Source organism: Rubrivirga halophila (assembly GCF_046845755.1).
Lineage (GTDB): Bacteria > Bacteroidota > Rhodothermia > Rhodothermales > Rubricoccaceae > Rubrivirga.
Window position 1 is genome coordinate 592,409 of record NZ_CP177357.1, and the last position, 16,635, is coordinate 609,043.

The 16,635-nt window shown below is 75.5% G+C and carries 11 protein-coding genes; all 11 read right to left on the minus strand.

Annotated elements, in window-relative coordinates:
* Positions 1–95 precede the first annotated feature (95 nt).
* A complete protein-coding gene (locus ACLIRP_RS02480; RefSeq protein ID WP_412062376.1) occupies positions 96–962 on the minus strand; it encodes a cyanophycinase in 867 nt (288 codons plus the stop codon).
* 89 nt (positions 963–1,051) lie between these two features.
* A complete protein-coding gene (gene iadA / locus ACLIRP_RS02485; RefSeq protein ID WP_412062377.1) occupies positions 1,052–2,218 on the minus strand; it encodes a beta-aspartyl-peptidase in 1,167 nt (388 codons plus the stop codon).
* A 157-nt stretch (positions 2,219–2,375) separates the two neighbouring features.
* Positions 2,376–4,073, minus strand: a complete 1,698-nt coding sequence (locus ACLIRP_RS02490) for a Mur ligase family protein (RefSeq protein ID WP_412062378.1) — start codon at positions 4,071–4,073, stop codon at positions 2,376–2,378.
* A 173-nt stretch (positions 4,074–4,246) separates the two neighbouring features.
* On the minus strand, positions 4,247–7,135 hold the full coding sequence (gene cphA / locus ACLIRP_RS02495; protein WP_412062379.1) for a cyanophycin synthetase: 2,889 nt from the start codon (positions 7,133–7,135) through the stop codon (positions 4,247–4,249).
* 240 nt (positions 7,136–7,375) lie between these two features.
* On the minus strand, positions 7,376–8,158 hold the full coding sequence (locus ACLIRP_RS02500) for a DUF5666 domain-containing protein (RefSeq protein WP_412062380.1): 783 nt from the start codon (positions 8,156–8,158) through the stop codon (positions 7,376–7,378).
* Between the two features lie 32 nt (positions 8,159–8,190).
* Complete coding sequence (locus tag ACLIRP_RS02505; RefSeq protein WP_412062381.1) at positions 8,191–8,751, minus strand: DUF5666 domain-containing protein; 561 nt, start codon at positions 8,749–8,751, stop codon at positions 8,191–8,193.
* A gap of 231 nt (positions 8,752–8,982) precedes the next feature.
* Positions 8,983–9,729, minus strand: a complete 747-nt coding sequence (locus ACLIRP_RS02510; RefSeq protein WP_412062382.1) for a hypothetical protein — start codon at positions 9,727–9,729, stop codon at positions 8,983–8,985.
* Positions 9,730–9,737: 8 nt separating this feature from the next.
* A complete protein-coding gene (locus ACLIRP_RS02515; RefSeq protein WP_412062383.1) occupies positions 9,738–10,928 on the minus strand; it encodes a Kelch repeat-containing protein in 1,191 nt (396 codons plus the stop codon).
* Between the two features lie 48 nt (positions 10,929–10,976).
* Entirely contained in the window at positions 10,977–12,668 is a 1,692-nt protein-coding gene (locus ACLIRP_RS02520) for a protein kinase domain-containing protein (RefSeq protein ID WP_412062384.1), read from the minus strand.
* Between the two features lie 48 nt (positions 12,669–12,716).
* The gene (locus ACLIRP_RS02525; protein ID WP_412062385.1) at positions 12,717–14,939 is read right to left on the minus strand and encodes a YCF48-related protein; all 2,223 of its coding nucleotides are present in this window, start codon (positions 14,937–14,939) and stop codon (positions 12,717–12,719) included.
* Positions 14,940–15,053: 114 nt separating this feature from the next.
* Positions 15,054–16,556, minus strand: coding sequence for a sigma-54 interaction domain-containing protein (locus tag ACLIRP_RS02530; protein ID WP_412062386.1), 1,503 nt, complete (start codon positions 16,554–16,556; stop codon positions 15,054–15,056).
* Between the last annotated feature and the right edge of the window lie 79 nt (positions 16,557–16,635).

Sequence of the window (16,635 nt, forward strand, 5' to 3'; positions counted from 1 at the left end):
GCCGAGGACGGCGGCGAGCACGAGCATCACGGCGCCCAGGATGCTGGCGACGAGGGCGGTGGGGCCCATGGCGGCTAGAGGGGTAGGCCCGCAGGCTACGCGTCGTCGGGGACGGGGTCCTCGTCCTCGTCCAAAAACGGGACGCGGGGCGGGGCGAAGGCCGTCTTGGCCTCGGTGTCGTACGTGCAGCCGGCCGCGAGCACGTGGACGCGCAGGCCGATGAGCGAGACCGGCTCGCCGTCGCGCGCGGAGTCCATCGACGAGTACGCCAGCTCGGACGGGTCGACGACGGTGACGGTCCCGGAGCCGATGACCTCGAACACGTCGTCGGGGCCGAGCACGAGGGCGGTGTCCTCGTCGATGCCGACGCCCGTCGCGAAGGGGTTGAACGAGACGGCGGTCAGGAGCCGGCCCAGGCGGTCGCGCTGGCGGAAGTGCTGGTCGATGACGAGCCGGTTGGTGAGGCCGAGGCCGGGCGCGAGCACGACCTTCTCGGTCGTCGGCGTGGGGCCGGTGCGGCCGGACGCGATCATGTGCTCGGGGATGACGGCGGCGCCGGCCGAGGTCCCGGCCACGACGGCGCCGGCGGCGTTCGCGCGGCGGATGGCCTGCGCGAGGGGCGTGCCGCCCAGGATGGTCGACAGGCGGAGCTGGTTGCCGCCGGTCATGAAGAGGCCCGTGGCGCGCTGGACGTTCTCGACGACGGCGGGGACGCGGGCGTGCTCGCGCTCGGTGATGGTGAGCACGTCGACGTGGCCGGCGCCGAGCTCGGTGAAGAGCTTGGCGTAGCGGTCGCCGGTGTCGGGGAGCTCGCTGGCGGTCGGCACGACGACGATGCGGGCCTCGGGGCCGCCGGCGAGCGCGAGCACGCGGGCGAGCACCTCGCGCGTGCCGGTCTTGGCCTCGGCGCCGCCGATCGGGATGATGGCGCCGCGCGGCGTGTCGGTGAGGGGGGAGGGCATGGGGGAGGAGGGGGGAAGGGAAGAGAAGAGGAGGGGAGGAGAGAGCGAGGAGAGGCGTCACCGGGAGGCGTCCTCTTCTCGTCGACTCGTCAGCCCTCTTCTCCTTTCTCAAAGGTGCCCCGGCGGACCGGGCGGCCGTCGCGGACGTGCCAGGCGCCGCGCGCCATCACGTCGGCGGGGCCGTCGTCGTCGCCGAGCACGACGAGGTCGGCGTCGGCGCCGACGGCGATCGTGCCCTTGCCGGGCAGGCGGAGGTAGCGGGCGGGCGTCGCCGTGAACGGGGCGAGGGCGGCGTCGAGCGGGACGCCGCGGTCGAGGACCGTCGCCAGCAGGTCGGCGAGGGCGCCGGACGTGGCGAAATCCATCCGCTGCAGGACGCCGTCGCGGAAGTGGGGGAGGCAGCCGCCGCCGTCGGACGAGACGGTGACGGGGACGTCGGCGTCGAAGGCGCGGACGAGCGCGTCGGCAGCCGAGACCTCGTCATCGGTGGCGAACGCGGGCGGGAAGGCGGTCACGTCGATGGTGACGCCGCGGTCGGCCGCGAGCGCGAGCGCCTCGTCGAACAGGCCGGACCGGCGGTTGACGTGCGTGGGGTGGAGCGTGCGGGCGGGGATCTCGGTCTCGGCCAGGATCTGGCGGAGCATCGCGAGGCCGCGCGCGCCGTCGCCGAGGTGGAGGTGGAGCACGCCGGCCTTGCCGGTCATCAGCCCGCCCACGTGGCAGTCGGCGGCGACTCGGGCGACCTCGTCGAGTGTCGGCTGGGACGAGCGGTGGTCGGAGAGCGCCAGCTCGCCGAAGCCGACGATCGGCTCGACGGTCGCGATGTCGGTGCGGACCGAGCCGGTGAGCGTGGTCGGCGGGAGGTGGTAGCCGCCGGTCCAGGCCCAGGCGCTGAGCCCCTCGCGGCGCAGGCCGTAGACCTGGCGGAGCAGCCCGGCCGTCGTGCGCGTGGTGTCGTCGGTGCCGAGCAGGCCGACGACGGACGTAACGCCCGCGAGCGTGTAGGCGCTGAGGGCGGGCGCGGGCGCCGCCGTCTCGGGCCCCGCCTCCCCGCCCCCGCCGGTCACGTGGACGTGGGCGTCGACCAAGCCGGGGATTAGGCGCCGGCCCTCCAGGTCGACCACGTCGACCGGGACGCCTGCGATCTCGGGCCGGTCTTGGGTGATGGCGACGACGCGGCCGCCGGCGACGAGCACGTGGCGCCGCCCGAGCGGGGCGGGCGCGTAGAGGTCGGCGTTGAGGAGGAGGGTCAGCACGGCGGTCCGGGGGGCGCGCAAGCTACCGGAGGGCGGGCGACGCCGGACGGAGAGCGGACGGAGAGGCCGACCAAGGTGTGTGCACGGGGGGCGCTCGCGCGGAGGCGTTCTGGGGGCCGTCGCTGGAGCCTCGCGAGGCCGTCGGAGAGGCCGCTCGCTAGCGGCGGGACGCCTCGGCCTCACGGACGAGGTCCAGCACGCGGTCGCGCTGGGCGAGCGCGAGCAGAATCGCGAGGTCGCCGGGCGCGAGTCGGTCGAGGATGTCGCGGGTGCCTGCGATGGGGTCGGCGAGGACGGTGCAGGCGTCGGCCGGGACGCCGCGCTCGGTGAGAAAGCGTCGCAGCAGGGCGGGGACGTCGCCGCGCTCCCGGCCTCGCAGATAGCCCGGGATGTCGACCAAGACGACGCGGTCGGGCCGCAAGCGGACGAGCCCGTCGGCCATGGCGGCGAGGTCATCGTCGGAGCGGTCGCCGGCGCTGCCGAACAGCACGACGCGACGGTCGGCGTCCCAGTGCGCTGCCAGGTCGGCGATGGCCGCCAGCCCGTGCGCGTTGTGGGCGTAGTCGACCACGACCGTCGCACCGCCGACCCTGAAGCGGTTGGCGCGGCCGGGGTTGTCGGTCTCGTCGCTCTTGAAGGTGCGCAGGCCGGCCGCAATGGCGTCGTCGGAGAGCCCGAGCGCGGCCGCGAGCGCCGACGCCGTCAGGGCGTTGCGGACCACGTGCCGGGCGGCCCCGCCGAGCGCGGCGGGAATGGCGTCGACCGGGCAGACGGCGCGCCAGCCGTCGTCCCCACGAAGCGCGATCTGCCCGTCGCGGACCGTCGCCGCGAGGCCGTCGGGCGCGTCGGCGCCGGGGTCGAGTGCGGTCCACGCGAGGCGGACGCCGCGCGCCAGCAGGGCGTCGCGCTGGCGGAGGACGGCGGCGGTCGCCTCGGGCTCGTCGGCCGGGGCCACGAGCGTGCCGCCCGCCATCAGCGCCTTGGCCACGACCAGCTTGGCGTCCGCCAGCGCCGCGACGGTCTCGACGCCGTAGTCGCCCAGGTGGTCGGCCGCGACGTTCGTGAGGGCGGCGGCGGTGACGATCGGGACCGGCACGCCGCGCCGCAGCAGCCCGCCCCGGGCCGACTCGCAGACGGCCATTGTGACGCGCTCGTCCCGCATCACGGCGCGCGCGCCGAGGGGCCCCGAAAAGTCGCCGCGCTCGACGACCTCGTCGCCGACGGTGACGGCGTCGGTCGTCGAGAACCCGACGGTGTGGCCGGCGGCGCGGCCCATCCCGGCCAGGATCCGCGTCGTGGTCGACTTCCCATTCGTGCCGGTGACGAGCGCGGTCGGAATCGCCGCGACGGCGTCCCAGTCGACGGCGGCGGGGTCCGGGAGGGCGTCGGGCGCAAACGTCTGGCCCCGCGCCCCGAGTCCGACGGTGATCGCGTCGTCGTCCCAGACGAGGGGTACGGCGCGGCGCTCGGCCTCGGCGATGAGCGCCGCCAACGGAGGGTCGGCCTCGTCGGCGGCGCTGGCGCGCAGGCGGGCAACCACGGCGCTCCTGGCTTCGGGCGGCGCGCCCGTCACCTCGGCGCGGGCGGCGTCCCAGGCGGCCTCGTTGAGGTCGGTCGCCGTGTACAGCCGGTCGACCGGCGCGCCGAGCGCGAGCGACAGGCCACGCGGAAACTCGCGGACCACGAGCGGCGCGTCGGCCCAGCCGAGCGCGTCGCACAGGGCGCGGGCGTGGCGGCGCCAGGCGTCGGCGGCGGCGGCGCGCTGGGGCTCGGGCACGCGCGCGTCGAGCGCGGCGCCGGGGCCGTCGAGCAAGTAGCCCGCGCCCGTCTGGCGGCGGCTGTCGAGGGGGGACATCGGGTGAAGGGTGATGAGTGATGAGCAGACGGCGCCGGGGCCAGACGGCGGCCCGACGACACGTCGCCGGAGTCGTGCCGAGTACGGGAAAAGGTGAGCGTGGCACCGCGGATGCCGCGCGATTGGTGGTGGGCAACCGCCCATCACCCATTACCCGTGGCCCTTCACCCGCGTCAATCCGCCTCCTCGTCCGAGGTGATCCGGACGCCGCGGCGGTCGCGGACGACGCGGTGGCCGCCGACCTCGAACGTCTCGCCGAGTTCGACGGGCGCCGTCACCGGGCTGTCGCCGGGCGCGTCGTCGCTGGCGCCGTCGTCGTCGGAGTGCGTCGGGGGCGAGATCGGGGAGGTCATCGCGGCGGGCTCGGCCGAGGCCTGCCCGTCGCCCGAGGGCTCCCCAAAGTGGACGATCTGGTCCCAGCACCGCTCGATCTGGTCGCCGAACACGACGACCAGGTCGCCGGGCTCCGCCAGCCCGAGCGCGTGGTCCACGGCCTCGGCCTCGTCGGGGATGACGGTGATGGCGTCGTCGGCGACGCCGGCGCCGGCGAGCGCGGCCCGGAGCAGCTCGGGGATCTCGCCCGGCTCGCGGCCGCGCAGGCGGTCGTCGCGTTTGCAGACGTAGTGGTCGAAGTGGCCGGCGGCGGCCTGCGCCATCGCCTCGACGTCCTGGTCGCGGCGGTCGCCGGGCGCCGCGAGCGCCAGGATGCGGCGCCCGCGCACGTCGAGCCGGTCCACGAGCCCGGCCATGGCCTCGACGGCCGCCGGGTTGTGGGCGTAGTCCAGGATGACGCGGAAGGGGTGGCCGTCGTGGACGTTGAGCCGGCCGGGCGCCTCGTAGAAGCTCGTCGTGAAGGTCTGGAGCCCGTGGCGGATCTGGTCGAGCGTGAGCTCGGTCGGGCCGTTGCCGAGCGCGTACGCGATGCCGGCCGCGAACATGGCGTTCTGGACGTTGTGCGTCGCCTTCCCGTCGATCGTCGCGGGGAGCAGGTGGGTCCAGACCAGGGGGAGGTGGCGGCCGCCGTCGTGGATCGTGATCATCTCGCCGGCGATGCCGCGCTCGAGGACGACGGCCCGGCCGCCCTGGCGGACGTGCTCGCGGACGAGCTCGTGCTCGGCGTCGAGCGTCACGTAGCAGATGTGGTCGGCGTCGGTGTGCTCGGCCATCGCGAGCACGCGCGGGTCGTCGGCGTTGAGCACGACGGTGTCGGTGGCGACCTCGATCGGGATCCGCTTGATCTCGGCCAGCTGGTCGAGCGTGTCGATCCGGCCGAGCCCGAGGTGGTCCGACGACACGTTGAGGCACGCGGCCACGTCGCAGCGGCGCACGCCGAGCCCGGAGCGGACGAGCCCGCCGCGCGCGACCTCGAGGACGGCCGCCTCGACGGCCGGGTCGCGCAGGACGGTCTTGGCCCCGACCGGGCCCGTCATGTCGCCCTTGACCGACAGCCGCCCGTCGACGAAGACGCCGTCGGTCGAGGTCATGCCGGGGACCATCGCGGCCATCTGCAGGATGTTGGCCACCATCCGCGTCGTCGTGGTCTTCCCGTTCGTGCCGGTCACGATCGCGACGGGGATCCGCGACGGCGTGCCCGGCGGGAACAGCATGTCCATCACCGGCCCGGCCACGTCGCGCGGCGTGCCCTCCGACGGCGCCACGTGCATCCGGAAGCCCGGCGCCGCATTCACCTCGACGATCGCCCCGCCGACCTCGCGCCAGCTCTGGGTGATGTCGTCGCTCAAAAAGTCGACGCCGCCGACGTCGAGGCCGACGGCGCGGACGGCGCGCTGGGCCATGTCGCGGTTGTCGGGGTGGCACACGTCGGTCAGGTCGATGGCCGTCCCGCCGGTCGACAAGTTGGCCGTCGAGCGGAGGTAGAACGTCTCGCCGGCGGGCAGGACCGTCTCCGGCCCGTAGCCCGCCTTCGCGAGCAGCCGCTCGGCCTGGGCGTCGAACGCCAGCCGCGTGAGCACCTTCTCGTGGCCGACGCCGCGGCGCGGGTCCTCGTTGACGATCTCGACGAGCTGCTCGATGGTGTGCTCGCCGTCGCCGACGACGTGGCCGGGCACGCGCTTGGCCACGGCCACCAGGTGCCCGTCGACGACCAGCATCCGGTGGTCGAACCCGGACACGAAGCTCTCGACAAGGACGCCCGAGCTGGACCCGTGCTGGCTCGCGTGGTCGAACCCCTTCTCGACGGCCTCGTCGGTCGTCAGCCGGATCGAGACGCCGCGCCCGTGGTTGGCGTTGAGCGGCTTGGTGACGACCGGGTACCCGATCCGGCGCGCGGCGCGGACGGCGTCGGTCGGCCCGTAGACCAGGGCTTGCTGGGGGACCGGCAGGCCGAGCGACTCCAACAGCGACCGGGTGTCCTCCTTGTCCGAGGCGATCTCGACGGCGATGTGGGTGGTCTGGCCGGTGACGGTCGCCTGGATGCGGTCCTGGTACTTGCCGTGGCCGAGTTGGACGAGCGAGTAGCGGTTGAGCCGGATCCACGGGATGTCGCGCTCGACGGCGGCGTCGATGAGCGACTGCGTGCTCGGGCCGTAGGCGTAGCGCTGGGCGCCCCGGATAAAGGCGTCGCGCTCCTCCTCCCAGTCGTAGTCGGCCTCCTTCTCCTCGTCGAGCATCGCTTGCACGTCGTCGGGCAGCAGCCGCAGGATCAGGCGTCGCGCCAGCTCGGACGCCTCCAGCCCCACCTCGCGCTGCTGGTACTCGAACACCATGTCGTACTCGCCGCGCGCGCGGCCGGTCGAGCGCGTCTTGCCGAACGTGACGTCGTGGCCGGCGATGCTCTGGAGCTCGAGCGCGACGTGCTCCCAGACGTGGCCCAGCCACGTGCCCTCGTCCTCGGTCATGCGGCGGATAAAGCCGCCGGCCGTGCGGTACGAGCACCCATGCTCCTGCAGCCCCGGGAGCGCCTCGACGAGCCGCTCGGCAAAGTCGCCCAGCTTGCGCGTCGGGTAGTCCTCCAGCGGCCCCAGGTCGATGGTGTGGCGGATGACCGGGAACCGGGCGTAGAGGTTCGGGCCGACGTAGACGTTGGTCGAGAGGACGCGCATGAGCGGGGGAGCGGGGAGAGCGTTCGGGCGTGAACGGGCCGTCAAGGTCGTCATCCCCGGCCGCGCCGCACAAGCGCCCCCCCGATCCGGCGCGGCGCTCCCAACGAATGACGCCCCGCCGGGTGGCGAGGCGTCCGCGGGGATGAGGTGGGAGCCCTCTCCACCGCGCTGGCAGGCCCCCTGGCGCCGCTCCTTCCCAGGGGCTACGGCGACGGGCAGCGACCGCCAGATGGGCGCGCGCTAGTCATCATCGAGCTTGACCTTCTCGGCGTACAGCGTCCCGTCGCGCACCCACCCCTCCGCCTCGGCCCGATGGCCGACGGCGAAGGCGTCGCGCGAGACCGACCGGTTGTCGTCGTCGAGCCAGCGCGTCGCGGCGTCCGTCGCGAACGTCGTCCCGGCGACCGTGATCGAGGCGCTGCCAATGGCGTCGATGCGGCCCTCGACCTCGACCTCGTGCTCGTCGGTGCCCTTGCCGTCGCCATCGTCGTCGTCGAGCTTGATCGTCTTGGCGCGGACCGTCCCGTCGGCGCGGGCGTGGCCCTCGGCCTCGACGACCGTGCCGACGGCGAACGTCGCGAGGGGGACGGGCCGGTTGTCGCGGTCGAACAGCCGCGTCTGGGCGTCGACCACGAACACGCGCCCGCGGACCGTCAAACGGTCGCCGTCGACGGCTTCGACGGCGCCGTGGACCTCGACCTCGCCCGCGTCGTCGCCGGAGCGCGCCGAGCTGCTCGCGGACAACCCACGGTCGGACGCGACGACGCGGCCGTCGACCTCGATGGTGGTCGACACCGGGGCGCCGTCGCGGGAGACGGCGCGCAGCGTGACGGCGTCGCCGGGGGCGGCGTCGAGCCGCGTCTCCCAGGTCCCGTCGGCCACGGCCGTCGCCGCCTGGCTGGGGGTGGTGTAGCTCACGTCGGCGTGGCCCTCGACGAGCAGGCGGACGGCGGCGGTGTCGCTCGGGGCGGCGTCGCAGCCGACGACCGCGAGCAGGGCGAGGGAGAGGAGGAGGCGTTTCATGGGGGGGATGTGGGAGTGGGCGGAGGGGCGGGCTAGCGGTCCAGCTTGACGATGCTGGCGTGGAGCTCGCCCTCCCGGACGTTGCCCAGGGCCGCGACGGGGAGGCCGACCTCGAAGTCGTCGGCCGACAGCTCGGAGCCGTCCGCGTCGAGCCAGCGTGTCAGCGTGTCGATCACGAAGAGGGTCCCGTCGACGGTCAGCGTCTTGTCGTCGAGCGCGTCGATGACACCCTCGACCGCCTTGGCGTCGCCGCTGGCAGGCGACCACAGCCGGAGGACGTCGGCGCGCACGGCCCCGTCGGCGCGCCTGCGGCCCCGGACCTCGACGCCCGCCCCGACGCCGACGGCGTCGAGCGTCGCGGCGACCCCGTCGACGCCGACGATCTGGGTGGCGCGGCCCGTGGCGACCTCGACGCCCGCGACGGTCCGCCAGCGGCCGCGCTCGGCCTCGACGACCCCGATCAGCACGACGGCGCGGGAGGCGGTGGGGGTGGCCCCCGTGGCCGCGTCGGCGGCGGTCGGGTCTGAGGGGGCAGTGGCGTCGCATCCGACGAGGGCGACGGCGAGCAGGAGGGCGGGGAGCAACCGGGTCATGGGAGCGGGAGGAGAGTGGACTCGCCCCTCTTTCAATGCCCGTGCCAGTCGACGAAACCCACCGATACGCGGCGTCAAACCCTGACCCGAGCACTCGCGACGCGCACCCGGTGCGGGCCTGTGCACGCTGTGCGCGAGCGCTTCGGGGAGCCGGAATCGGACCGCTCGCGGTGCCCACGGCCACCGAGTCGACGAGGCGCCGCGCGCGGTCGTGGGACTCCCGGGAAGCGCCTACAGGCGCACGCGCAGGGCGAGGCCCTGCGGCGTCGGGCGGACGCTGGCGGGCGGGCTCGGTGCGCCGGTCGCCAGCGCGTCGAGCGCGGCGGCGGCCCACACGGCGGCGGTGCCCACGGCCAGGGCGGCCCGCGTGCGGTGCCAGCGGTCGTACGCCGGGTACAGGCGCTCGGCGTCGGCGGGCGTGACCGCGGCGAGGTACGCGTCGCGCGCCGACGCGCGGGCGGCGCTGGCGGCTCCGGTCGCCGCGAGCGAGGCCCCGGCGGCAAGCGCGAACGCCCAGCCCTTGGCCCGGTCACCCTTGTGGAACTGGCCCCACCCGGGCAGCGCGAGCGACCGGAGCGCCGCGCCGGGCCGGCGGTCCTCCAGCACCACGTACCGGATCGTCGGGACGACGGGGCCCGCTTGCGGAGCCGCGAACTTGGCCTGGATCTCGTCGAAAAACTCGACGGTCTTCGGCGACACGAGCACGGGGTCGAGCGCGAGGGCCGGGTCGAGCGAGAGCGCGGCCTCGAACTGGCGCCGGGCCTCGACGGGCTCGCCGCGCGCGTGGAGCAGCACTCCGAGCGTCGTGTGGACCGTCACCAGCTGGTCGGGCGAGAGGTCGAGCGCGAGGGCCTCGCGCGCGCGCGCCTCGGCGGCCTCGGAGTCGAGCCGGGCGACGGCGTCCTCCATCGCGCGCAAGAGGTCGGCCGGCGCGGGCTGGGCGGCGGCCGACACCGCCATCAGAGCGAGCAGGGCCACGACGCGCCTCATCGCGCGACCGTCACGCGTGCGGTCGCCGTGCCATCCGGCCCGGCGAGCCGCACGAGGTAGAGGCCGGGGGGCACGTCCCCACGCCACGCGACGCGGACGGCCGTCGGGCCGAGCACGCGGTCCCAGAGCACGGCGACCTCGCGGCCCAGCACGTCGAGGACGGACAGTCGGGCGGGGCCGGGCCGCACCGTGCGGATCTCGAAGGCGGTGCCGCCGCGCGTCGGGTTCGCGCCGGCGACCGCCAGCGACGGGCCGGAATCGGGGCCGGGGCCCGTGGCGATGCCTTCGAGGGAGAGCTGGGTGACCGACGCCAGCACGCCGCCGAACGCGTCGGCCCCGCCGATCACGATCAGCTGGTTGCCGACGACGGCCGCGACTGCGCTCTCGCGTGGGGATGGAAGGCCCGGGAGCGCCGCCCAGGCGCCGTCGCCCAGCGCGAGGTGGTGCGCCTCGGCGCGGACGCCGTCGCCCGAGTCGCGGCCGCCGACCACGAACACGCGGTCGCCCCGCGCCGCCGCGGCGAGGCCGCCCCGGGCGACCGGGAGGTCGGGCAGGGCGCTGGCGCCCGCGCCGGGGTCGAACCGCTCGGCGCGCGCGAGCGGTCCGAGCGCGCTGAACCCGCCGACGACCACGAGCGCGCCGCCCGCTGAGACCACGCCGGCCTGGGCCCGTCCCGGCGCCAGCGTCCAGTCGTCGTCCTCGGACCACTCGCCGTCGTACGCCTCGACGGTGTCCAGCAGGTCTCCGTCCTCGTCGGCCCCACCGACGGCGTAGGGGACGCCCGCGACGACGGCCGCGCCCAGCCCCTCGCGCTCGGTCTCCAAGCCCTCGAACGACTCCCACCGACCCCGCACCGCGTCGTAGGCCTCGGCGTCGTCCAGCGCGTCGCCGTCGGTGTCGCGCCCGCCGAGCACCACGACCTGGCCGTCGATGACGAGGGCGGCGGCGTCCGCGCGGGCCTCGTCGAGGTCTTCGAGGGCCGACCACCCGACGCCCGGCGTAAACACCTCGGCGGCGGCGAGGGGCTTGCCCGTCGCGTCGCGCCCGCCGATCACGTAGACGCGGTCGTCGAGCACGGCGACGGCGGCCCCGGCGCGCGGCGTCGGCATCGGCGGGCCGGCCGACCACGACTGGGCCGAGGCCGTGAGGCCGGCCATCCAGAGCAGGGCTGCGAACAGGGTGCGCATGTCGGGGAGGATAGGGCGGGGCAGGGGGGACCTTGACAAACCCCGTGCCTACGGAGCATCGCCGAGCCGGACGCGGACGGTCCGCCGCTCGCCCGCGGCGACGCGCAGCGGCACCTCGCGCGTGCCCAGCGTCGGGTGCGTGAAGGTCAGCACGTGGTCGCCCGGCGCCAGCACGAGCGGGCGCGTCTGGGGCGGCACGGTGTCCCACGCTCGCCCGTCGACGGCGACCTCGGCCCACGGACTCACCTCGATGTCGATGCGGCCGACAAGGGACCACAGCGAGACGACGGCGTCGGTCCGCTCGCCCGGCGCCACGTTGATCTGGACGGTGTGCGGGGGGAAGTCGGGGTTCGTGAGCGTCAGCGTGTGCGCCCCGGCCGCGAGCTCGACGGCGGCGACGGGCGTCGTCCCCAGGTCGCGCCCGTCGACGGCGACGCGGGCCCACGGCTGGGCGGCGACGGTGAGGGTGCCCGTCGCGGGAGGGGCGGGGGCTGGCGGCGGCCGGTCGGCGGGCAGCGTGGGCCGGGCAGGCGTCGGAGCGGCGGGCGTCTCCCGCTCGTCGGGCTCTGACCGCGCCCGGCCGGGCTCGGGCGGCGGATCGGCGGGCGGCGGGTCGGCCGGATCGACCGGCTCCGCGAGCCGGGTCGGCTCGTCGAGAGGCGCCGGGTCGGTGTCGGCGGGGTCGGCGCGGGCGATCTCGACCGGCGCCGTCGCGGACGGCTCGGCCGCCACCGGGGCCCGATCGGCGGGGCGCCCGAGCCACCACGCGCCGACGGCGAGCACGGCGACGGCCGCGAGCGCTAACGCCCAAGCCTGCCGCGAGCGTGCCGGGCCTGCTGGCGGGGTGCCCACCGGCAGAGCGGGCGCAGCGACGGGCGCGGGCGGTCGCCAGCCGGCCGGGTCGGCGAGGTACGCGGCGAGAGACCCGGCGTCGGGGGCGCCGAGCGTCGGGAGCACGGCCGCCAGCGCGTCGGCGGCGTCGACCGCCGTGGCGGGGCGGTCGGCGGGGTCCTTCGCGAGCAGCGCCGCCGCGACGGCCGCGAGCGCGGGCGGCACGCGCGGGTCGGCCGCCAGCGCGGCGCCGGCGTCCGTGTTCACGACGGCGTCGAGCGTGGCGGCGGTGCCGTCGGCGGCGAACGGGGCTCGGCCGGATAGGGCCAGCGCCAGCACAGCCCCGAGCGAGAACAGGTCGGAGCGCGCGTCGGGCGCGTCGCCCCGCACCACCTCGGGCGCGATCGCGCCGAGCGTCCCCCGGACCTCGTCGTCGTCCGCACCGAGGGACGCCAGCCCGAAGTCGGTCAGCTTGACGGCGCCGTCGAGCCCGAGCAGCACGTTCGCCGGCGACACGTCGCGGTGCAGGATCCCGGCCGCGTGGACGGCCGCCAGCCCGAGTGCCGCGTCGCGCGCCACGAACGCGGCGAGCGCAGGCGGGAGTGGCCCCTGCTCGGCGACGACACGGCCGAGATCGGCGCCCTCGACCCACTCGGCCACGAGCGCGTCGGCGTCGGCGGCGAGGACGCGGACCACGTTCGGGTGAACGACCGTCGCCGCCAGCCGCGCCTCTTGCGCAAACCGCGCCCGCCGCTCGTCGTCGACCGCGCGGAGCTGCTTGAGTAGCACGACCGTCCCGTCCGGGTCGACGGCCTTGTAGACCGTCGCGACCGGGCCGCGGGCGAGTTCGGCGAACGGCCGGATGGCGGAGACGTCGGGGGCGATGGCGGGCGCAGGTGGGGGCGGCAACCTAGGGCCGGCTCACGTCGCGTTGCGCCCCCGCGCGGCGCCTCACACTCACCGCACGTGCGCGGCGCGGACAACGGCGACGTGTCCACCGCTCGCGGCTCGGACGACGTACACGCCCGCCGCCAGCGGGGCGCCTTCGAGGCCGAAGGTGTGCGCGCCTGCCGCGAGCGGGCCGCTGTGGAGGCGGGCGACCCGGCGACCCGATGCGTCGAACACGTCCAGCACGAGCGTCTGAAGCGGCCGCTCTGTCGTCACGGTCACCCCCGCCACGCCCCGGAAGGGGTTGGGCAACACCGACAGGGCGAGAGGGGGCTGCCGGCCGGGCGCGGGCTCCGACCGGACGGCCACGGCCTGGGCCGTCCGGAACAACCCCTTGGAGCCGAGCGCGGCCCAGAGGTGGCCCTGCCGGTCGAGGGTGAGGCCCACCGAGTAGTGGCTGGGGTCGGTCGGGAGCCCGTCGGCCAGGGGCGCCCACGTCTGCCCGTCGTCCGTCGACCGGACGATGGCCGGGTCGCCGTCGACGCCCGCGAACAGGACGCCCTCTCCGGTCTCGACGATCACGTCGACCTCGTGCCACGCTTCCCCCGTGGCGAGGTCGACCGTTTCCCACGTCGCCCCGCCGTCCACGCTCCGGTAGTGGAAGGCGCCGTGGCCCGTCGCCACGACGGTCCCGGTCGCCGTGACCGCGATGGCCGCCAGCCGAGCGTTGTATGAGTCGAGCACGGTCTCCCACGAGGCCGCGCCGTCGGTCGAGCGGACCACGCGGTTGTCGACGGCCGCCCACAGCGACCCGTCGCGCGCGACGGTGAACGACCGGGCCGACCCGGGGAGGTCGGCTCGGCGCTCCCACGAGCGCCCGCCGTCGTCCGAGCGGTAGATGGAGCGGTCGCCGACCCAGCCTGCCCCGACGACGGCCCACAGCCGGTGGTCGAGGTCCGCTTCGAGGAACGTGACGGCGAGGGGCGTCCCCCCGCGGTCGTCGAACGCGGGCGTCACGTCGGTCCACGTCTCGCCGTCGTCGGCGGAGCGGTACAGCCCACCGCCGATGTGGGGCAGGGAGATCCGCCGCTCGGGCGCCACGAAGAGGGTGTCCCCGGTGAGATGGAGGTCGTACACCCCGAGCGGCACGAACGGGAGGGGCGTCCGGTCCCACGTCTGGCCCCCGTCGAACGAGCGGTAGAGCCCGGTCTCGGCGTAGGTGTTCTCCGGGGCCGTGGCGAACACCCGCCCCCCGGCTCCGACGGCGACGTCCCCGAGATGCGCCCGGCCAAACCCGGCCGAGGCGTCGGTCCACGTCCGGCCGGCGTCCCCGCTGCGCAAGACGCCAGCGTCCAGCGTCGCCAGCAGCGTCTCGCCATCGATCCCTGGCGCCACGCCCTGGAGGCGCAACGCCAGCGGGTCCCACGTGAGGCCGCCGTCGGCCGAGCGGACGTTGGCCCCATAGACCGCGTCCGGGCCGACGTGGATCGCGTCCACGTAGCTCGCGTCGGGGTCGTCGACCGGTGCCCACGTGCGGCCGCCGTCGGCCGAGCGGAACAGGGTCGGGGGGCTCCGCTCCGCCTCGGCACGAACGGCGGAGCAGTAGGCGAAGGCGAGCGCGACATCGCCGGGAAGGAACGCGAGGCTGTAGGCGAGGGCGCAAGGCCACGCGGGGAGGGACACGGCCTCCCACGTCGTGCCTCCATCGGCGGACCGGTGCAGGATCGCCTGGTCGCCGCCGTACTCCTCGGTCCCCGCCAGCAGGGCGCCCTCCGGGCTCGCGGCGACCGACAGGGCGGGCGCGGTGAGGGCGGTCGGCTCCCACACCTCGGCTTCCGGAGCGAGCGCGTAGAGCCCGAAGGGCGTCGCCACGACGGCTGAGCCGTCGGGGAGCGCCGCGAGGCCCCGGACCTCGTTCGAGGGCAGTCCCTCCATGACCCGGGTCCACGTGCGTCCGCCGTCCGTCGAGCGGGAGAGCGCGTTGTCGGCCTCCCAGGGGGACCCGTGCGCCCAGAAGGACCCGTCGGCCGCAGTGACGAGCGAGCGGACATTGGCCGGGCTGTCGTCGACGGGCGTCCACGAGGTGGCGCCGTCGGTGGATCGGAACAGCGTCGGCCCGGCCGACGCCACGATGACGAGGCCCTCGGACGTCGGGGCGCTGGCGATGGCGAGGGCCCATCCACCAAAGGGGCCGGGGAGTCGCTCCCACATCGGCCCCTCGCCCTGAGCACGCGCGGCGTCGGGCCCTGCGCAGAGCAGACCGAGCACGATCAGCGTGAGGGCTCGCTTCATCCGGGATAGGGCGAGAGGGAATCTGGGGTGAGATCTGCGCGCAGGATAGGGGAGGCCCCGCCGTCCCACAACCGTCGTCCCCGGACCCGCGCCCGCCCTGGGCGCGGGCGCGGGTCAGCCCTGGGCGGCCTCGTCGTCGGCCGCCCACTCCTTGAGGCGGTACTGGATCCAGCGCCGCGAGACGCCGAGCGTCCGCGCCGTCGCCGAGACGTTGCCGTCGCTCGCCGCCAGCGTCCGCTCGACCGCCAGCCGCTCGACCTCCTTCATCGTCATCCCGGCCTCGATGTCGGGCGCGCTGCCCGCGGACGCCGGGAGCCGCAGGTCCTCGGCCTCCACGCGCGTCCCGCGCGCCAGCACGACCGCCCGCTCGACGGCGCCCTCCAGCTCGCGGACGTTCCCGGGCCAGCGGTGCCCCCGGATCGCGTCGAGCGCCTCGGGCGCGAAGCCCTCGACCCGGGCGCGCGGGCCCGTCGCGAAGCGGTCCAGAAAGTGCGTCGCCAGCAGGGCCAGGTCGCCCCGGCGCTGGCGCAGCGGCGGGACCTCGACGCGGATTGTGTTGAGCCGGTACAGCAGGTCCTCCCGGAACGACCCGTCCTCGACGAGGTCGGCGAGCGGGCGGTTCGTGGCCGAGACCACGCGCACGTCGACGCGCCGCGAGACGGTGTCGCCGACGCGGCGGACCTCGCCGGTCTGGAGCACGCGGAGCAGCGCCGTCTGCAGCTTGGGGCTGAGGTCGCCGACCTCGTCCAGAAACACGGTCCCGCCGTCGGCGGCCTCGAAGAGGCCCCCCTTGTCGGCGCCCGCGCCGGTGAACGCGCCCTTGCGGTGGCCGAACAGCTCGCTCTCCAACAGGTCGTCGGGGAGGGATCCGCAGAACAGGGCCACGAACGGCTGCTCGGCGCGCGGGCCCTCGTAGTGGAGCGCGCGGGCGACCAGCTCTTTCCCCGTCCCCGTCTCGCCCTCGATCAGGACCGTCGCGTCGGTGTCGATCACCCGGCGCAGCGTCTCGAACAGCTCGTCCATCGCCGGGCTCGTCCCGACGATCTCGGCGAAGCCGTGGCGCTCGCGCGCCTCCGCCAGCAGCCGCCGGTTCTCGTCCTTCAGCGCGGCCTCGCGCTGGGCCCGCTCGACGGCGATCGCCGCCTGGTCGGCGACGGCGCGCAGGAACGGGAGGTGCTCGCGCGTGAACCGGCCTCGCGAGCGGACGGCGTCGAGGTAGATGGCCCCGATCTGGCGCGCGCGCAGCCGCATCGGCACGCACGCGATCGACTGGATGTGCTGGAGCACGACGCTCTCGACTCCGCCGTACCGCTCGTCGGCCTCGGCCTCGTAGACCAGCACGGGCTCGCCCGTCCGCAGCACCTCCTGCACCACGCTCGTCGACAGCGGCCGGACGCCCTCGAGTTCCTCGCCGGTAAAGTTGCGCTGGGCGCGGACGGCGAACGGCTCGTCGCCATCGGACTCCAGCAGCACGAACCCGCGCTCGGCGCCGAGCGCGTCGAGCGCCGCGTCGAGCACCACGTCGAGCGCGGCGTCGGCGTCGCGCGCCGAGTTGAGCGCGGCGGCGATCTCCGAGAGGGCCGCGAGCGCGGCGTGCGTGTCGTCGGGCGGGGGCATCGGGGGGAGGAGGGCGAGAAGAGAAGAGGAGGGGAAGAGGAGAGGGTGGAGGACAGGGGCTGGGCGGTAGCGAGCAGCG